The organism is Chitinophaga polysaccharea (genome assembly GCF_902150045.1).
In the GTDB taxonomy this organism is placed as follows: domain Bacteria; phylum Bacteroidota; class Bacteroidia; order Chitinophagales; family Chitinophagaceae; genus Chitinophaga; species Chitinophaga polysaccharea_A.
The window spans coordinates 176,385-193,277 of the sequence record NZ_CABFVU010000003.1; the positions used below are offsets into that span (position 1 = coordinate 176,385).

General features: G+C 48.7%; 18 protein-coding genes. 10 read left to right on the forward strand and 8 right to left on the reverse strand.

Annotation, left to right across the window (positions count from 1 at the left end):
* Positions 1-94 precede the first annotated feature (94 nt).
* Genes FN124_RS21085 through FN124_RS21100 form a run of 4 tightly spaced genes read right to left on the reverse strand, consistent with a single transcriptional unit; the run spans position 95 to position 4,049 of the window.
* Positions 95-1,048, reverse strand: a complete 954-nt coding sequence (locus FN124_RS21085) for a D-2-hydroxyacid dehydrogenase family protein (protein WP_142686770.1) — start codon at positions 1,046-1,048, stop codon at positions 95-97.
* A gap of 40 nt (positions 1,049-1,088) precedes the next feature.
* Positions 1,089-1,805 carry a LytR/AlgR family response regulator transcription factor gene (locus tag FN124_RS21090; protein WP_142686771.1) on the reverse strand — a complete coding sequence of 239 codons (717 nt, stop codon included), beginning with the start codon at positions 1,803-1,805 and terminating at the stop codon, positions 1,089-1,091.
* Between the two features lie 2 nt (positions 1,806-1,807).
* On the reverse strand, positions 1,808-2,830 hold the full coding sequence (locus tag FN124_RS21095) for a sensor histidine kinase (protein ID WP_142686772.1): 1,023 nt from the start codon (positions 2,828-2,830) through the stop codon (positions 1,808-1,810).
* Positions 2,831-2,843: 13 nt separating this feature from the next.
* Positions 2,844-4,049, reverse strand: a complete 1,206-nt coding sequence (locus tag FN124_RS21100) for an acyltransferase family protein (protein ID WP_142686773.1) — start codon at positions 4,047-4,049, stop codon at positions 2,844-2,846.
* 112 nt (positions 4,050-4,161) lie between these two features.
* On the opposite strand from FN124_RS21100, the gene FN124_RS21105 reads away from it, so the two are divergent.
* A complete protein-coding gene (locus tag FN124_RS21105) occupies positions 4,162-4,653 on the forward strand; it encodes a YdeI/OmpD-associated family protein (protein ID WP_142686774.1) in 492 nt (163 codons plus the stop codon).
* A 26-nt stretch (positions 4,654-4,679) separates the two neighbouring features.
* Here the strand turns inward: FN124_RS21105 and FN124_RS21110 are convergent, their stop codons facing one another.
* Complete coding sequence (locus FN124_RS21110) at positions 4,680-5,246, reverse strand: SRPBCC family protein (protein ID WP_142686775.1); 567 nt, start codon at positions 5,244-5,246, stop codon at positions 4,680-4,682.
* A 118-nt stretch (positions 5,247-5,364) separates the two neighbouring features.
* Here FN124_RS21110 and FN124_RS21115 point away from each other — a divergent pair, with 118 nt between their 5' ends.
* Together FN124_RS21115 and FN124_RS21120 are read left to right on the forward strand one after the other, a co-directional pair.
* Positions 5,365-6,162 carry a helix-turn-helix transcriptional regulator gene (locus FN124_RS21115; RefSeq protein ID WP_142686776.1) on the forward strand — a complete coding sequence of 266 codons (798 nt, stop codon included), beginning with the start codon at positions 5,365-5,367 and terminating at the stop codon, positions 6,160-6,162.
* Between the two features lie 60 nt (positions 6,163-6,222).
* Positions 6,223-8,181: a M1 family aminopeptidase gene (locus FN124_RS21120; protein ID WP_142686777.1), complete on the forward strand. Its 1,959-nt coding sequence runs from the start codon at positions 6,223-6,225 to the stop codon at positions 8,179-8,181.
* Positions 8,182-8,187: 6 nt separating this feature from the next.
* On the opposite strand, the gene FN124_RS21125 is transcribed toward FN124_RS21120, so the two are convergent.
* Both FN124_RS21125 and FN124_RS21130 read right to left on the reverse strand, forming a co-directional pair.
* Positions 8,188-8,898: a LytR/AlgR family response regulator transcription factor gene (locus tag FN124_RS21125; protein ID WP_142686778.1), complete on the reverse strand. Its 711-nt coding sequence runs from the start codon at positions 8,896-8,898 to the stop codon at positions 8,188-8,190.
* Complete coding sequence (locus tag FN124_RS21130) at positions 8,895-9,911, reverse strand: sensor histidine kinase (RefSeq protein WP_142686779.1); 1,017 nt, start codon at positions 9,909-9,911, stop codon at positions 8,895-8,897. Before FN124_RS21130 ends, FN124_RS21125 begins: the two co-directional genes overlap by 4 nt.
* Before the next feature lie 156 nt (positions 9,912-10,067).
* Between FN124_RS21130 and FN124_RS21135 the strand changes: the two genes are divergently transcribed.
* From FN124_RS21135 to FN124_RS21155, 5 genes are all read left to right on the forward strand, one after another.
* The gene (locus FN124_RS21135) at positions 10,068-10,937 is read left to right on the forward strand and encodes a DUF3108 domain-containing protein (RefSeq protein WP_142686780.1); all 870 of its coding nucleotides are present in this window, start codon (positions 10,068-10,070) and stop codon (positions 10,935-10,937) included.
* 141 nt (positions 10,938-11,078) lie between these two features.
* Positions 11,079-12,413, forward strand: coding sequence for an MBL fold metallo-hydrolase (locus FN124_RS21140; RefSeq protein WP_142686781.1), 1,335 nt, complete (start codon positions 11,079-11,081; stop codon positions 12,411-12,413).
* Positions 12,414-12,566: 153 nt separating this feature from the next.
* The gene (locus FN124_RS21145; RefSeq protein ID WP_142686782.1) at positions 12,567-12,947 is read left to right on the forward strand and encodes a VOC family protein; all 381 of its coding nucleotides are present in this window, start codon (positions 12,567-12,569) and stop codon (positions 12,945-12,947) included.
* 62 nt (positions 12,948-13,009) lie between these two features.
* Positions 13,010-13,228 (forward strand): CDGSH iron-sulfur domain-containing protein, encoded by a 219-nt coding sequence (locus tag FN124_RS21150; protein ID WP_142686783.1) that lies wholly within the window; start codon positions 13,010-13,012, stop codon positions 13,226-13,228.
* A 142-nt stretch (positions 13,229-13,370) separates the two neighbouring features.
* Positions 13,371-14,153, forward strand: coding sequence for a PhzF family protein (locus tag FN124_RS21155; RefSeq protein WP_142686784.1), 783 nt, complete (start codon positions 13,371-13,373; stop codon positions 14,151-14,153).
* On the opposite strand, the gene FN124_RS21160 is transcribed toward FN124_RS21155, so the two are convergent.
* Positions 14,150-14,287, reverse strand: a complete 138-nt coding sequence (locus FN124_RS21160; RefSeq protein WP_142686785.1) for an alanyl-tRNA synthetase — start codon at positions 14,285-14,287, stop codon at positions 14,150-14,152. The two genes, FN124_RS21155 and FN124_RS21160, sit on opposite strands and share 4 nt — an antisense overlap.
* Positions 14,288-14,393: 106 nt before the next feature.
* Here FN124_RS21160 and FN124_RS21165 point away from each other — a divergent pair, with 106 nt between their 5' ends.
* Positions 14,394-14,846, forward strand: a complete 453-nt coding sequence (locus FN124_RS21165) for a GNAT family N-acetyltransferase (RefSeq protein ID WP_142686786.1) — start codon at positions 14,394-14,396, stop codon at positions 14,844-14,846.
* Positions 14,847-14,901: 55 nt separating this feature from the next.
* Positions 14,902-16,803 (forward strand): TonB-dependent receptor plug domain-containing protein, encoded by a 1,902-nt coding sequence (locus FN124_RS21170; protein WP_142686787.1) that lies wholly within the window; start codon positions 14,902-14,904, stop codon positions 16,801-16,803.
* Positions 16,804-16,893 lie beyond the last annotated feature (90 nt).

Genomic DNA, 16,893 nt, shown 5'->3' on the forward strand with positions numbered 1-16,893 from the left:
GTCCGGATTTTGATTGCTCATAGTAATGACAAAACCAAGTTAACGCAACTTTTGATAGGTACCGTATGCAGTATTACCCAATTTTGATGTTATATTATCCATTCACAATGCCGGATGGCCTTCCCCCGATAAACCCGGCCACGTTCTCAAAGGCTTTCCCGAAGTAAAGCTCATAGCTGTTTTTCTCCACATAGCCCAAATGCGGGGTACAGATCACGTTACGCATGTTCAGGAAATCAAACTCGGTATTGTACACCGGTTCCTCTTCATATACATCGAGGCCGGCAAATCCGGGGCGGCCGTTCCGCAGGCCCTGCAGCAGGGCGCCTCTTTCAATAAGCTCTGCCCGGGAGGTATTAATGAGCACAGATGAAGGTTTCATGAGAGCCAGGTCCGCAGCTTTTACGATACCGGCAGTAGCCTCATTTAAACGCAGGTTCAGGGAAACAACGTCTGCCTCCCGGAAAAAATCCTCTTTGGCAGCGGCTTTACTGAAGCCGTCGTTTACGGCGTTTTCCCTGGAGGCATCGCTGCCCCATACCAGTACCCTGGCTCCAAAGGCTTTAGCATACCCGGCCACCATTTTACCGATTTTCCCATAGCCCCAGATCCCAATGGTTTTTCCATGAACAGTACTGCCTATATTGATTTGCCATTGCCCGTTCTTCATGCCTTCAATGGCCTGTGGAATTTGACGCAGCGTATTCATGATCAGTATCCAGGTAAGTTCAGCAGGCGCTATGGGGGAGCCAATACCTTCCGCCACGGCTACATTATGCCTGGCGCAGGCGGCAAGATCCAGGTGGGAGGATACTTTGCCGGTCTGACTGATCAGCTTCAGCCTGGGTAATTGGGAGAGCAGCTCTTCATTTATCCGGGTCCTTTCCCTGGTGAGCACCAGCACTTCTACATCATTTAAAAGTGCCGCCAGCTTCACAGGGTTTTTCTCCGTATGGTGCAGTACTAAAACATCCTGTCCGGCTAACAGTTTAAAGCAATCCAGGCTCCTGATAATATCCTGGTAATCGTCGAGGATGGCAATTTTCATATTCGCGGTTTACTTATATCCCTAAGTTACATCCTTTGGATCACTTATTCTTCAACAGCCGGTTATTGACTATCTTCTCCAGCAGCTCTTCCTTCTGGTATTTGCTGATAGGTACTTCATGATTACCTATGTGCAGCACATTCCCTTCGATGGCGCTGATATGATTGATATTAATCAGGTAGGATTTATGCGGCTGCAGGAATTGCCTGGCTGGTAGGCTCTCCTGTACTGATTTAAGCGTGGCATGGGTGATCATTTTTTTATCTCCCGTATAAATAGCTACATAATTGCCCAGCGCTTCGGCAAACAGGATGTCATTGAATATTACTTTCTCCAGCTTATTATCTGTTTTAATAAAACAGTATGGCTGTTCTTTGCCGGACTGCCGGGACGAAAAATAATCGAATGCTTTATTGGCAGCTTTAAGGAAGCGGTCGAAAGAAATGGGCTTGATAAGATAGTCCAGCACATCCAGCTCGAATCCCTGTATGGCGTATTGTTCGTATGCAGTGGTAAAGATCACCTTTGGCGGATTGGGATAGCTTTTCAGGAATTCGATGCCGGTGATGTAAGGCATTTCAATATCCAGGAACAACAGGTCTACCGGTTGTTGTTTCAGCAGGGTATTGAGCTGTATGGCATCTTCACAAACAGCGGTTACATGAAGGAAGGGCGTTTTCTCCGCATAGCGCTGTAAGCCTTCTGCTGCCAGCGGCTCATCGTCGGTAATAATGCAGCGTATCGTTAATTGATCCATTATCAGGTAGCCAGTTTTAATTCCGCCAGGAAGCTGTTCTCGTTCACGTGGGCGGTAAATGAATGTTTGCCGGGATAGAGCAGTTCCAGTCTTCTTTTCAGGTTGTCCAATCCTATGCCTCCCTTTGCCTCGAAGCTGAGCTTATCCGGTATTGAGTTTTCCACGCGGAAGGATATTTCATTATCCTGTTTTTTCATGCAGATGTGAATATTAAAATCACCTCCCGCATATTTAAAGGCATTTTCCACCAGCGGCAGGAACAGCAGGGGGTATACCTGTTCATCATGCAGGGCATCATCAAAATGCACCTCCAGCTGCAGGCGCCGCGACGACCTGACCTTTTGCAGTTCAATAAAATTCTGCAGGTATTGTATTTCATTCACTACGCTCACCATTTGCTGCTGATCGTACAGCTGGTAACGCAGCAGCTCCGAAAAACGCTCCACTGTTTTCTTTGCCGCCTCCACGTCTATATCCATCTGGAAATATATGGTGTTTAGCGCATTAAACAAAAAGTGGGGATGGTATTGCGCCCGCAGGAATTTAAGCTCGGTTTGCAGCTGATCGTTGGTGATTTTTTCCAGCTGCAAACGGTTATTGATATATGCCTGTAAGAAAGCATTGCTCCTGCGGACGCCATAGTATATAAAACAATACAATAAAGGGATCACGTTGATATCGACCAGGTCGAACAACTGGAGTCCGTCATCGGTTAAAGCAACCATCGGCGTGAGAACAATATTTTGCACCAGTTGATTGACAATAAAAACATACAATAGTTCTTTCAGGATGATCTTATAGGAAAAACCGGCTTCATTTTTTTTATCAAAATACCGGAACAACCAGTTGAAGATCCCGATCAGCAGGTAGCCCATCAGCGCCGCTGTGGCCATTTCAATGCCGTTCAGCGACAGCGGCCGGTACCAGAATTTCATTTCTGTAATACTGTCTGTTAACAGGCGGATGGTAAAGTATACCAGCAGGCCGTATAACGGGGGGAAGAAATATTTCCAGAATATTTTCATAATTGCTGATTCACTATGCTGCGGGTATTAGTTCCTCTTCTTTTATACCGCGGCTTTTTCCCTTCTTTGCCGCGGGCTTCATTCCAAACAGGAAACGCATCATGGCAAAGGGCTTTATAAACAAATGGAAGATGAATATACTGATTAAAAAAGTAACGATCACGGTAAAGGCGTATTTCAGTCCTACGTCATCCGGCACGTTTACAAGATAGTAAGTAAGGATCACAATTACCGTTTGATGCAGGATATAGAACGGGTACACCGCCTGGTTGGCATATGCCAGGATGGGCCGGGGTTTGTTCAGGTATTTTTTTGCATAGCCTACAATAGCGAGTACCCACATCCATGCAGTAATACCACCTAAGGCCATATACAGGTAGGTGGAGGGCATGTACCTGAAATTATCGTTGAAGATCCAGGGCTCCAGTTTATTCCAGCGCAGGTAGTTGATGATGAGAAGCCCGGTGAATGCAATGGTGAGTGAAAGCCGGCGGTTCCGTTCCAGGCTGTCCATGAACAGCGGGTTGGCGATGCAGATAAATCCTGCCAGCACATAGAACAGCCAGTAGAAGAAGTAGCCGTAGTCGTGCACCAGGTCGCCTGTCTGCCGGAACCATACCAGCATAAAAGTATGCACCAGTGTGCCGGGGATGATAAGCAGGTAGATGTATTGTTTGTTGCCGATCCAGCTGAGCTTTTGCAGCAATTTTTTCCCGTTGCCGGAGATCAGCCATACAAAGAAAGGCGCGAAAAGGATATCATACACCAGTAGATAGGCGATAAACCACAGGTGGTGCCAGCTCATATTACCATGGGGATACACACCGGTGGTAAACATATGGGTGTAGAAATCGGCATAGTTGCCTTTGAAGCCCTGTGTGAGGCGCTCCATGTACACCTGTGGGGGAACAATAATAAGTATACCCACCAGCAGGGGAACGAACAGCCGCCTGAAGCGGAGACCAATAAACCCGCCGCCGGTGTTCCGCTGCAGCATAAAATAGCTTACCGTTCCGGAGATAAAGAACAGCAGCGGCATACGGAAGCGGTGGAGGAAATCGTTCATTTCCAGCAGGGCATTGCTGGTTTCTTTGTTTTTTATATGCCATTCCCATTCGGGTATATAGGGCATAGCGGAATGGAAGAACAGCACGCCTATGATGGCGATAATGCGAAGCCAGTCTAAATATGCCTGCCGGGAAGATGATGTTGGTTGCATAGCTGAATGTTTTATACAAACCTATCTTCCCGGCTGTTTTTAAGAAAACATATTTGACGTCCGGACAGTTTTTGGTGTTGAAAAGATGACAGAGGATTATAACTTTACTGGTATGCCCATAAAACCAATCGTCAGTCAATCGTATCGTCTTGAGAAATTCCCTGTTAAAGGTGGGTGGACCTTTGCGCGTATTCCCGAAATAACTCCTGATAAAGTGAAGGCCTTTGGCCTGGTGAAAGTGAAAGGATCTATAGATGATTTCGAAATCAGGAAATGCCACCTGATGCCGCTGGGCAACAACATATTGTTCCTCCCTGTAAAAGCGGAGATCCGGAAAAAGATAAAGAAGAAAGCAGGTGATTGGGTAAAGATCATTTTGTTCCGGGATGATGATCCGCTGGAGATACCGGAAGAACTGAAGGTTTGCCTGGAAGATGAACCAGGCGCAAACCGTTTCTTCCACTCTCTTTCTGAAACGGAGCAGCGGTATTATATCAACTGGATCTTCAGCGCCAAAAGAGAAGAAACAAAAGTAAGCCGTATGACCAGATCCGTCATCCGACTATCAAGAGGATTGAAGTTATACCAGCGGGAAGAGGAGTGAACGGGGTTTCAATAGTAGGAACAACACTACAACCTGAGGCTGCCATGACCCCTGGAAGAGCAGCGTTTACCAGGCTCCGCCGCCGTTTTCAACGCTCCCAGCCAATACGTAAGCGACTTATCCAACTCCGACCGGAACCTGCCTTTCAGCAGCCATACCAGCCATCCTTCCATGCTTTCCTCTACAGTCACTTCCGTATAATCGCCTTTGGGCATAAGTATCCAGTTGTGGATAGCAAAGGCTCCCAATGCTTTCCCCGACCAGCCCAGTTTATGCATGGGCGTTACGGTATGCAGGGTGGAATGAATGGTAAGCCCTTTATTTTTCCAGTCGAAGCTGCTGCCTGCCTGTAGCGGTCCATTGAGCTTTATGGAAGGAATTTGTTTTTGCCAGGACGACCAGTTATTGATATCGCTCATTACTTGCCATACTTTTTCTGCGGGTGCATGGATGATGATCGTATGCTTTGTTGTTACAGCCGCATTGGTATGAATATCTGTGGAAGGCCGATAGGAGCTGAATAATTCCAAGGCGCCTATGGTAACCGTGATGACCAGTAAAAGAGCAATCAGTAGTTTAAGAAGCTTTTTCATATTTGTTGTTTTGATAGTTCAAAATTAGTACGGCATACAAAGGAGGAATTGTAAGAAAACGAATTGGTTAAAGTATCTTTGATCACCGGCACATCAGCATGCAACCGGCTATTTTTTTATGAGTATCATCCTGTCGCCAGGCAATTATTTTGGAAAAGAACAACAGGTTGGGGAGAATGCCTCTTTCCGGCTGAACATTACGGCATACCAGCCGGATGTACAGATCAGCATGCACCATCATGAAAACGCATATCTCAGTTTGCTGATCCGTGGCAGTTATGAAGAGGTGAGCCGGAAAACAGACAGCGCTGTTATTCCCGGCGAAGTGCTTTTCCGTCCTGCGGGATACAGTCATGCCAATCATTTCCAGCCTTCCGGCGGCCGGTGCCTGAATATAGAGTTTAAGCCAAACGGTTTGCAGGAGCTGGAGCTGGAGCATTTGCTGCCACAAACGGCAGCGATCTATAAAACGGGCACATTCGATTACCTGTACCGGTTGTTGTACGCATTTGTGCAGGACCCCGGCAGCACTCTCCCCGAAGAACATATTATCAGCTGGCTGTTGGAATATACAGATGGAAAACTGCCAGAGCGTTTGCCCTGGCTGCCAAAAGTAAAGGACATCCTGGAAAACGAATTTGATACCCATCATACCATCCGCTCGCTGGCCGCGCGGGTGTTTGTACATCCCATTTACCTGGCCCGGGCCTTTAAGGAAAGGGAAGGTATCACACCTGGTGAATACCAGTTAAAGATGCGGGTAAGAAAAGCTATGACGCTGCTTTTCACCACGCAGTTACCGGTAACGGATATTGCTTTTTCCGCCGGCTTTTCAGATGCTTCCCACCTGGTAAAGTGTTTCCGGTTATTTTATAGCGCCACTCCGCATAAATTCAGGACCCTGCTGAAAAGTTAATCCGGTACTATTTTTTTGATGCCGCCGGCAGTTACTTTGTATAAAAAAAGTATGCGCCGTTTGATCGTTCTTCTATACTTGTTAATACCGGCTTTGTTACCCGCCCAGCGGAAGCTCGATTACCGGCTGCAGGTAACTGTCAACCCCGCAAGGCAATCTTTTTTTGTGCAGGGTGGATTTACTTTTGACACCGAAGCCGCTGCGGCCGATTCAGTAGATGTCGTGATCAGCAAGGGCGCAGGCCTGGCCACACTGAAGCTGGAAGGCATTGCAGCCCTCATGGATACCATTCATAAATCAACCGGTGATATCATCTACCGATGGCATTTCCGTTCTTCGCTGCCGGCAGGAACCCCTTTACACTTCACCTGTGCCTACGAGCGGGGAGGAGAACCCGCCTTCCAGTTTTATCTGGACAGCAGCTTCTGCATGGCAGGCGGCTACGGTGCTGCATGGTACCCGCAGGTGACCGATGGCGCAGGCAATCATACCCGTGGCACCGGCGTCATTACTGTGACCACGCCTGCCGGCCTGATGCCGGTAATGGCTTCCAGTACCGTTACCGTGGCGGGTAGTACTTATACTTTTCATTATGCACAGCCGGATATCTTTTCACTTTATATAGGCCGGTACACAAGGCAGGAGTATAAGGGGCAGCGGCCTTTTTATACCTACAGCCTGAGCAAGGGTGTAGATGGCAACGATCTTAGCCGGAAATCTGCTGCCGTGCTGGATTACCTGTCGTCCCAATTCGGACCGCTGGACATTCCCAACTTCTCCATCATTGAATATCCCGATTATGTGGCAGACATAACCGGTATTGGCGGCGCCAGCATCTTAGGAGGTGTAGCCATGCCTACCGGGGCGCTGCGCCGGTTTAATTACGCGCTTTTTGGTCATGAAATAGGCCATCAGTGGTGGGGCAACAAGGTATTGTCGGCCGGTAGTAAAGGAGAGTCCATGCTTTCAGAAGGACTGGCGCAATACGGCTCATTGCAGGTAGTGGGCCATTTCGATAGCGCCCATGCCATGGCGTACCGGAGAACGGGTTATCCGGGTTATATCAGCGACCAGTGCGGACTGGGTTATCTCAAAAATGTAGCCGCAGGCAATGATGAGCCATTGGTTGCGCTCACAGGCAGCAATGGGCATACTATTGGCGACAGCAAGGGCTTTCTCGCCCTGGAGCTGCTGTCTGGTATCGTGGGCAAACAGGCCTTTCATAAAGCCTTGCGGACTATCGGCGATAAATACAGCAGTAATGGCGTTACCTGGGAAAATTTCCAGGCAGAAGTGGAGAAGGCGCATGGCAGCAGTTTGCAGTGGTTTTACCGGCAGTGGTTTGAACGCACAGGGGCTCCTTCCTGGCAAAGCAGCTGGCAACAGCAGCAGGATAAGCTGCAGCTCAGCATTACGCAAAAAGACAGTATATACCAGCTTCCGCTGGAAGTGCTGATCACATATAGCAACGGAGCAACAACGCTGCAACGTATCAATATCAGTAGCCGCAGCAACCACCTGGCGCTGCCGGTAAAGGGAACGGTAACAAACGTGCAGGTAGATCCTTATTTTAAAGTGCTTCACTGGGATGAAGCGCTTACACCGGAGGCGCTTGCCCAGGCCAAAGTAGTGCGGGTGCTCAACCTGCGCAGGCAGCAAAAAAATGATGAAGCAATGAAGCTGGCGCAGTCGTACCTGGATGAAGGGTTCCCGGACGATCACTACGGGGTGGAATATACGTTGTTGTACCAGATGGGCCGTATTGCCGCAATGCAGCATAAAGACAAAGATGCCCTGGCATACTATCAGCGCGCTTTGCAATGTGTATCGCGTGCGCCAGACCTGCTGGCCTATACTTACTACCGCATTGCACAGCTGGCCGCTGCTCAGCATGATGATGCACTGATGCGGTGGGCGGCAGCCAATGCACTGAAAGCCGATGCGGTAGGAGATAAATCAGATGGTATGGACGTAAAAGTAGCGGCGTTTTTATCGTCTGTAGTGGCGAAGACCCCGTAACGGGCGTTATAAAAACCGCTGCCGGATGAGTTCCATAAATGCGGGCCTGAACTTTTCACTCAGCGGGATCCGTTTGCCGGCAACGAACAGGTGATTATCCTGGATCTTATCAATATGCGTGGTATTTACAATATAGGAGTTGTGAACCCTGATAAAAGGGGGCGACAGCTGTTCTGCAATATCTTTCAGGCGTTTGTATACCAGTATGGCTTCCCGCACAGTTACTACCCGTACATATTCTTTCTCTCCTTCAAAGTACAGCAGCTCGGAGAGTTTCACCTGTTGCAGGGTTTTACCGGTTTTTATAAAATAATAACCGGGAGATGATTCCGGAACAGCTGCATCCTGTATACGGGAATGCATAAACGCCGTTTCTATTTTCTGACGGGCTGCCAGGAAACGCTTGAGTGTAATGGGTTTGAGCAGGTAGTCGACCGTTTGGAAGTTATAACTGGCGGCAGCGTATTCCGTATATGCGGTGGTGAACACAATTTTTGTTTCCGGAGGCAACAGGGCAGCCAGCTCCATGCCATCGAGCCGGGGCATATTGATGTCGAGGAAAACCAGGTCGGCCCTGTTGCATTTAAGGAAGTTCAGCGCTTCCAGCGCGTCGTAGCATTTAGCCAGCAGTTGCCAGTCCGTTGTTTGCTGAATATGCAGTTCCAGCAGGTTTACGGCATTGGGCTCATCATCAACAATGATACATTTCAGGCTCATAACGGAACGGATAATAATGCGGTGAAATAATTACCGGACCTGCCGGTTTGCAGCGTGAAGTTGCTGCCATACAGCAGGGTAAGGCGTTTCCGGAGATTATCGATCCCTGATCCGCTGGGATGGTTATGTACAGGCTGCCCCGGTAAACTGTTCCTTGTAGTGAAAAGCAGGGTGTTGTCCTGCTTTACCAGCGAAATATCAATATGGTTCTGCATACTGGTTTTATCGATCCCGTGTTTGAAAATGTTTTCTACAAAGGTCATGAGCAGCATGGGTGGAATAGCACATCCGCCGGGCATTTCACTGGTAAATTGGAGATCGATGCCATGCCGGATCCGGATACGCTCCAGTGCAATATAATTTTCCAGGAACTTGATTTCCGTGGAGATGTCTACCTGGTCTTTAGGGCTTTCATCTACAAAGTACCGCATAATATCCGACAGCCGTTCTATCAGGGCCGCAGTACGGGGCGCTTCCAGGTAGGCTTCGTAATAGATATTGTTCAGCGTATTAAAGAGAAAGTGTGGTTGTACCTGTGATTTAAGAAGATTGAGCTCCGTTCTTGTATTCTGTAACACCAGTGCGGCTGCCTGCGCCTTCAGCTCAAAATAAACGATGGCCATTCTCATTATAAAGCTCATCAGGAACAGCAGGGGAATGCCGGTGAGGTAACGGAGCATAATAGCGGTGGTGAGAGGCTCCGGGTGTGTAGCGAACCAGGTGTTATAGATCCAGGTGAGCAGGATGCCCCTTATTGATCCTGCCGCCAGCAGGAACAGCGGCACCGTAATAACGTAGACCCATATACGCTTTTTCAGGTAGTACCGCGGATACAGCCAGCTGATATTGCCGTAAATGACCAGCGCATAAAAGAGGATGTTGAGCAATGAAAAAACGGCGGCCTGCCAGAAGCCATCTTCCGGCAGCATGGTAAAGAACATCATTAAAAAAACAGCCGCCCAGAGCACCCATTGTACCTTGACGGCTGCCGGCATACGGCTTATTAATTGCATGACCCAATTTACGAAGGTTTTGCACTCCTTTGCAGTGATTGTACTATTATTCAACAGTTACCGGCAAAGGCTCAACCGCCGGGCCGATAGTTTCAACGGCTGCCTGGTTTTATTTTTCCAGGGATAAACAGGCAGGTTATTAAAAAGAAAGGGGAAGTGATTGAAATCATTTTCAGAACAGCAGGGAAACAGGAAATCTTTGCTGATCCGATCACTTTAAATCACCTTATCAATATGCAACCCAAGCGCTACCTGACCCTTGCTGTGCTGTTAATGGCCATGCTGCCTGCTTTTGCGCAAACCGATACTATTGATCAGCAACATCTCCGGCTGAATACTGTTTTCCTGAAACCGGGGGTAAAGCAATACCTGGTATATTTTCAGCTGCCCTCCCGCAGTAACTGGCTTGACCTGAGCCTGTGGGTGCGGGAAATAGAGAAAACCAATCATGATAATGAGCCCGTGTTCCGTATCACCCAGCATTGGTATGGGAGTGATACCGCCCGTTATCTCAAAAGCTACTCCTATAACAGCGTGGCCGATTTCTCACCGTTGTACCACGCTGAAACAAGAGGTGGGGAACGGAAAGCTTACCGCTGGGCTGCTGATGGGATCAGCGGCGATACTACCGCCCTGAACAATAAAGCAGCGGATTTTAAACTTGTTTTTGACAAGCCTAATTATAACTGGAACCTCGATATAGAAACCTTTGAAATGTTGCCTTTGAAGGCCGGGAAAACCTTTGTGATCCGGTTTTATGACGCGGGACTGGAGCCACCGGCATATGTAACGTATAAAGTAACCGGCAGTGAAACGCTGCAAACTTTAAACCACCAGGAGGTAGACTGCTGGAAACTGTTCACTGAAGGAGACTCGCCGCGTGGACACTATACGCAAACTTTCTGGATCAGTAAAACAGGTCATGAGTTATTGAAAGAAGAAGATTTTTTCGGAGGCTATTACCGGTACAAGGTAAAGCTGCCGGGGCTGGCGCCGCACCTGGAGCCGCGGTTTACAAAATTATAAATGTTGCATGGTTTGCGCCCCGGTATCCCCGGGGCGTTTTTTATCTCCCGGAAACAAACAACTGATAATGCTGTTTGTTGTAACTTCCATGATCCGTGTAAAAGTTCTTTACATGGAAAGTTTGTCATAAAAGCAATGGTCATGGATATTCAACAATTTGAAGATAGTGGGTTGGCGCAGTATGCCTATGCCATTTACAGTGAAAAGGCCCGTGAGATCATCGTGATAGACCCCGCCCGTGATATCAGGCCTTACCTGGAATATGCGAAAGGACTGAATGCAAAGATCACCGGTATTATTGAAACCCATCCGCATGCGGATTTTGTGAGCGGCCACCTGGAGCTGCACCGGGTTACGGGCGCCACTGTGTATTGTTCGAAACGTACCGGCGCCGCTTACCCGCATGTAGCTTTTGATGAGGGAATGCGGATGATGCTGGGGGATATTGTGCTCAAAGCATTGAATACGCCGGGTCATTCACCGGATAGCATCAGCGTGGTGCTAATACACGGAGGGGAGCCACGGGCGGTGTTTACAGGCGATACATTATTTGTGGGCGACTGTGGCCGGCCCGACTTAAGGGAGCATACCGGCAACATGACGGCGCATCGTAACGAGCTGGCAAAACAAATGTATCATTCCCTGCGCGAAAAGCTGATGGTGCTGGAAGATGATGTGCTGGTATATCCCGGGCATGGCGCCGGAACTTTATGCGGTAAATCGCTCGGCGATGCCGACAGCAGTACTATCGGGTTGGAAAAAGTAAGCAACTGGAGCCTGCAGCCGCTCAGTGAAACGGAGTTTGTGACAGCTTTGCTGGCCCAGCAGCCTTTCATCCCCAAATACTTCCCTTACGATGTGGGTGTAAACCGCGGAGGAGCGCCGGACCTGCAGCCATCGCTGGATAAAGTGAAGATAGCAGCGGAAATAACAGAAGAAAATATTATTATCATAGACACCCGGCCCCAATCCCTTTTTAAACAAGGTCATTTGCCCCATGCCATTAACCTGCAGAATGGCGGCAAATTTGAAACCTGGCTGGGAAGTATCGTTGCGCCCGGAGAGCTTTACTGCCTGCTGGCCGGGAACGGAATGGAATTACAGGAAGTGATCCGGAAGACAGCCAAGATAGGTTATGAGCCATTTATCAAAGCAGCGGCTGTTTACGCCGGGGGCAAGGCAACGATGGCACCATTGCCACTGGCAGATTTCAGGGAGCACCCGGAACATTATACAATTGTGGATGTCAGGATGATATCTGAAATGAACGATGAAAAGATATTTAATGATGCGATCGCTATCCCGCTTGATCAGCTACGGGAACGGGTATCCGAAATTCCGGCAGATAAGCCCGTGGTGGTGCATTGCGCCGGCGGCTACAGGAGCGCAGCGGGCAGCAGCATTGTGGCCGGTGCATTGGAAGATAAAGTGCCCGTATATGACCTGGGAGAAGCCGTGAAAGAATTTGTGCAATAGTTGTCGTAATAGCCCCTTAATTTGCCTTGTTCGCCCCCCGTGATTACGGGTTGATGATAGTACATTTACATAACAGGTATTTCAATGGAGCAGGCCGCTGTGCCTTGTTTCACCGTAGTATGAAATTATTCTTCACCAGAAAAACCAGTTATTATGTTTGGGAACACAAAAGCATTCAGCAGTTTCTCAGTAAATGATCTGCAGCAGGCAAAGCAATTTTACCAGCAAACATTGGGAATAGAAACAGAAGACGGCGAAAAGGAACCGGTGCTTACTTTAAAGATTGCAGGCGAGCCATCGGTGATGATCTACGAAAAGCCTGATCATACCCCTGCCACGTTTACCGTGCTGAACTTCCCGGTAAGCAACGTGGAAGAAGCGGTAGACAAGCTCACCGCAAAAGGCGTACAATTCCAGCATTATGAAGGTGAGCTTAAAACAGATGAGAAAGGTATTTTCCGCGGAGGAGGCCCCGTAATTGCATGGTTTGCCGATCCCGCAGGCAATATCCTTTCCGTGATAGAACAACGGTAACAGGTTGTTAACGGAATAGCCATTTGTTTTCCCTACTTTTGCCGCTCAAATAAGGAAGATTTATGGCTACAAAAATTACAGTAAACAACAATGGCTCACTGAGAATAGAAGGTGAATTTGAGATCGTGGATAAGAACGGGAACAAATACGACCTGGGCGGCCGGGAAGCAGTAGGGATCTGCCGTTGCGGGCTTTCTGCCAACAAACCGTTTTGCGATGGCTCCCATAAAGGTCACTTTGAGCACGATGCGGTAGCATTTGCGCTCCCTCCGAAGAAATAGTAAAATCAGCGCAGTTTTTAAAGGCTTCATGCAGGTATTTGCATGAAGCCTTTTTATATCTGATATGGTCGAAATAATCAAAATTGCATCTGTTTTTGGAAAATAATTCGCTGCATTTTTGTGCTACAATTTGTAACAACATATGGAAATAAGATTTTTTCAGGTAGATGCTTTTACCAGGCAGCCATTTAAGGGAAACCAGGCCGGCGTGTGCCTCCTGGAGCAAATGCCCGGTGATGAGGTGTTGAAATCCATTGCGGCAGAAAACAATCTGGCAGAAACGGCATTCCTGCTGCCGGTGGAAAATGGCTATCATCTGCGCTGGTTTTCACCAAAAGTAGAAATGAAACTCTGCGGGCATGCTACACTGGCCAGTGCGCACGTGTTATGGGAAACCGGGCTTGTAGCGCCGGATGCTACTATTTCCTTTACCACGTTGAGCGGCGTGTTAACCGCCAGCCGGGAGAACGGGTGGATCACGCTCAATTTCCCTGCGCGTAACTGTGACCGGGTGGCATTGCCGGACGACCTGCGCAGGCTGTTTGCCAATGCCATTGATGTGGCATTCAGCGTGGACCGCTATATCATAGAGCTGCCAACAGGCGCTGCGGTGGCGGATTTTGTGCCCGACAGGAACATCCTGGCGCCTTACCTGGTGGTGCTTACAGGGAAAGACAGCGCAGAAGGGCCATATGATTTTATTTCCCGCTATTTTGCCACACCAGTAGGCGTTGATGAAGACCCGGTAACAGGTTCCGCGCATTGCAGTTTAGCTACTTACTGGGCGGCAAGATTGCATAAAAATGAATTCCTTGCTTACCAGGGATCGCCACGGGGCGGAGAGTTGAAAGTGATATTGGAAGGAGATCGCGTATTGTTGAAAGGAGAGGCCGTGACAGTAATAGAAGGCCTGTTCCGTTTTTAACGGAACAGGGAGGCGCCCCAGTAACCCAGGGCCAGCCACAGCAGGCCCTTTATAAGGAAGAAAAGAAAACCCCAGAAGCCGAGCTTTTTTATCCATTTAAGGATCTTTGCTTTCCTGTTGTTTTCTGGTGTCATAGCAACACAAAATTAAAGGTTTTTTTGTTGAGATAAATGTATCTTAACAGGGTTGATATTTTCATCAGGTGAAGTCATTACGTATAACCGTTCACGTATTAACCCTATGATTTTCAGAGAAGCCACTATAAGCGATATTCCCGGTTTACAGCGTGTCCGAGCGGCTGTGAAAGAAAACATGCTGAATAACCCCGGGCTGGTTACCACGACTGATTATGTGCAATATCTTACCAGCGCTGGTAAGGGATGGCTGTGTGAGTCGGCCGGGCTCATCGTGGGATTCGCTATTGTGGATACTGCCACACATAATATCTGGGCCTTGTTTGTAGATCCGCATACAGAGGCCCGGGGAATTGGCCGGGAGTTGCAGCGACTTATGCTCAACTGGTATTTTGATACTTACCCGGGGCCGCTCTGGCTTGGCACAGCACCGGGAACCCGGGCGGAACATTTTTACACCCGCAGCGGCTGGAAGAATGAGGGCCTGATGAAGAACGGGGAATTAAGGTTTGAAATGGACCGTAATACCTGGTTATCATTACGGAATACCCGTACCTGATCGGATAAATGATTTAATACGTACTTTTGCGCTCTTTTAGCAATCATTTAGAGAGATGCGTGTAGCAGTACCGAATAACAAATTACTGATATCCCTGTTCCTTGGCCTCTGTGGCAGCGCCTCTGCGCAACAGGCAGACTCCGTGCTTACCACCCGCCACCTGGATGAAGTGATTGTGCAGGAGAACAGGCTGGCAGCGCCTGTAAAGGCGGTGAACCGGAACATTACCATTATTACCCGCCGGCAGATAGAAGCTTTGCCGGTATCGTCTATAACGGAAGTATTGGCCTATGTACCGGGGCTGGATGTACGGCAGCGGGGCCCGGGCGGTATCCAGGCGGATATCGGCATCGACGGGGGCACTTTTGACCAGACCCTGGTGCTGCTGAACGGCGTAAAGATCACCGATCCGCAAACGGGCCATAATATTATGAACCTGCCTGTTTCCCTGGCAGATGTAGACCATATAGAGGTGCTGAGAGGCGCTGCTGCCCGTATTTACGGGATCAATGCACTGAATGGCGCCATTAATATCGTAACCCGTAAGGCCACCCAAAGCGGGGTTAGCATCAGCGGCAGCGGGAGCAGCAGTTTTAAAAAGAATGAAAAGGATAATTTATACAGTGCATACAGTCTTGGCGCCACCGGCGCGCTGGTAAAGAACGGCATCAGCCAGTCGCTTTCCGCCAGCCGTAACCAGGGCAATGGTTACCGTTACAACACGGCCTACGATAACTACCGCGCATTTTACCAGGCTGCCTTTAACCGCGATACCCTGCACCAATACAATGTGATGGCCGGCTTTGTAAATAACGGGTATGGCGCCAATGGTTTTTATGCCGCTCCCGGCGACCTGAATTCAGAGGAAACCGTGAAAACCCTTTTCGCCGCCGTGAGCAATACCTCCCGCATCAATCCCAACTGGGTGATGACGCCACGGGTAAGCTACCGCTACACCAAAGATGATTATATCTACATAAAACCCGATAAATTCAGGAATCTTCATAATACCCATGTATTCGATTCAGAACTGAATAACACATTTACCACTGCCATCGGCACCTTTGGCGCCGGCCTGGAAGGGCGTTACGAGCATATTAAAAGCTCTAACCTCGGTAACCACGACCGTACCAACCTGGGCCTGTTCGGCGAGTATAAATCGGTGGCCGACCGCCGGTTCAGCTTTACTGTGGGAGGGTATCTCAATTATAACACGGTATACGGCTGGCAGTTCTTTCCCGGTGCAGATATAGGTTTTAACGTTACGTCCAACATAAAGCTCTTTGCCAATGCAGGTACCGCCCAGCGTTTGCCTACTTACACAGATCTTTACTATAAAGGCGGTGGTATTACCGGCAACGAAAACCTGGGACCAGAGAAAGCATCTTTTGCAGAAGCGGGCATACGGAAGTTCAGCGGTAAGTTTTCTTTCTCCGGGTCGGTGTTCTACCGGCAGGTGAGCAATTTTATTGACTTCGTGAAAGATACTGCCGGCGGTGTAGATCCGGCAAAAGTTCCCTGGCAGCCGCAGAATTTCCAGCGTGCGGATATGACCGGTTTCTCGCTTAACAGTGGCTACAACACTATTTTCAGCGAAGGATCGCTGGTTAACAGTTTTGGTGTGAACGCCGGCTACAATTATCTTTCTCCCTCATTTAAAGGAGATGCGATCACCACGAAAATTTCGAGATATGTGATTGAAAGCCTGCGGCACCAGTTCACTGCCAATGTGCGTACGGATATTGCACGCCACTTCAGTGTTTCCGCCGCGGCGCGTTATTGCATGCGCGTTAATTACAAAGACTATACCCTGTTAGACGCCCGTATTGCGTATAGGCAACCCCGTTACCAGGTGTATGCAGATGCTACCAACCTGCTGGATGTAACTTATGTGGAAGCTGGCGCTGTGCCCATGCCCGGCCGCTGGATCACAGTAGGGGGCAAGGTGAGCTTTTAACGGCAACTTATAAAAAAGTAAAGAGGCTGTATCATAAATAACTTTTACCCGATTTTACTCGGGTACCGGGTGGAGAAAATTTTCGTATAT

Excerpts from the sequence above, each read along its gene's own strand:
- FN124_RS21165 (WP_142686786.1), top strand. The coding sequence starts at position 14,394 with ATGATTTTCAGAGAAGCCACTATAAGCGATATTCCCGGTTTACAGCGT.
- FN124_RS21100 (WP_142686773.1), bottom strand. The coding sequence starts at position 4,049 with ATGCAACCAACATCATCTTCCCGGCAGGCATATTTAGACTGGCTTCGC.
- FN124_RS21110 (WP_142686775.1), bottom strand. The coding sequence starts at position 5,246 with ATGAAAAAGCTTCTTAAACTACTGATTGCTCTTTTACTGGTCATCACG.
- FN124_RS21090 (WP_142686771.1), bottom strand. The coding sequence starts at position 1,805 with ATGGATCAATTAACGATACGCTGCATTATTACCGACGATGAGCCGCTG.
- FN124_RS21150 (WP_142686783.1), top strand. The coding sequence starts at position 13,010 with ATGGCTACAAAAATTACAGTAAACAACAATGGCTCACTGAGAATAGAA.
- FN124_RS21145 (WP_142686782.1), top strand. The coding sequence starts at position 12,567 with ATGTTTGGGAACACAAAAGCATTCAGCAGTTTCTCAGTAAATGATCTG.
- FN124_RS21170 (WP_142686787.1), top strand. The coding sequence starts at position 14,902 with ATGCGTGTAGCAGTACCGAATAACAAATTACTGATATCCCTGTTCCTT.
- FN124_RS21125 (WP_142686778.1), bottom strand. The coding sequence starts at position 8,898 with ATGAGCCTGAAATGTATCATTGTTGATGATGAGCCCAATGCCGTAAAC.
- FN124_RS21130 (WP_142686779.1), bottom strand. The coding sequence starts at position 9,911 with ATGCAATTAATAAGCCGTATGCCGGCAGCCGTCAAGGTACAATGGGTG.
- FN124_RS21105 (WP_142686774.1), top strand. The coding sequence starts at position 4,162 with ATGCCCATAAAACCAATCGTCAGTCAATCGTATCGTCTTGAGAAATTC.
- FN124_RS21095 (WP_142686772.1), bottom strand. The coding sequence starts at position 2,830 with ATGAAAATATTCTGGAAATATTTCTTCCCCCCGTTATACGGCCTGCTG.
- FN124_RS21115 (WP_142686776.1), top strand. The coding sequence starts at position 5,365 with ATGAGTATCATCCTGTCGCCAGGCAATTATTTTGGAAAAGAACAACAG.
- FN124_RS21155 (WP_142686784.1), top strand. The coding sequence starts at position 13,371 with ATGGAAATAAGATTTTTTCAGGTAGATGCTTTTACCAGGCAGCCATTT.
- FN124_RS21140 (WP_142686781.1), top strand. The coding sequence starts at position 11,079 with ATGGATATTCAACAATTTGAAGATAGTGGGTTGGCGCAGTATGCCTAT.
- FN124_RS21160 (WP_142686785.1), bottom strand. The coding sequence starts at position 14,287 with ATGACACCAGAAAACAACAGGAAAGCAAAGATCCTTAAATGGATAAAA.
- FN124_RS21085 (WP_142686770.1), bottom strand. The coding sequence starts at position 1,048 with ATGAAAATTGCCATCCTCGACGATTACCAGGATATTATCAGGAGCCTG.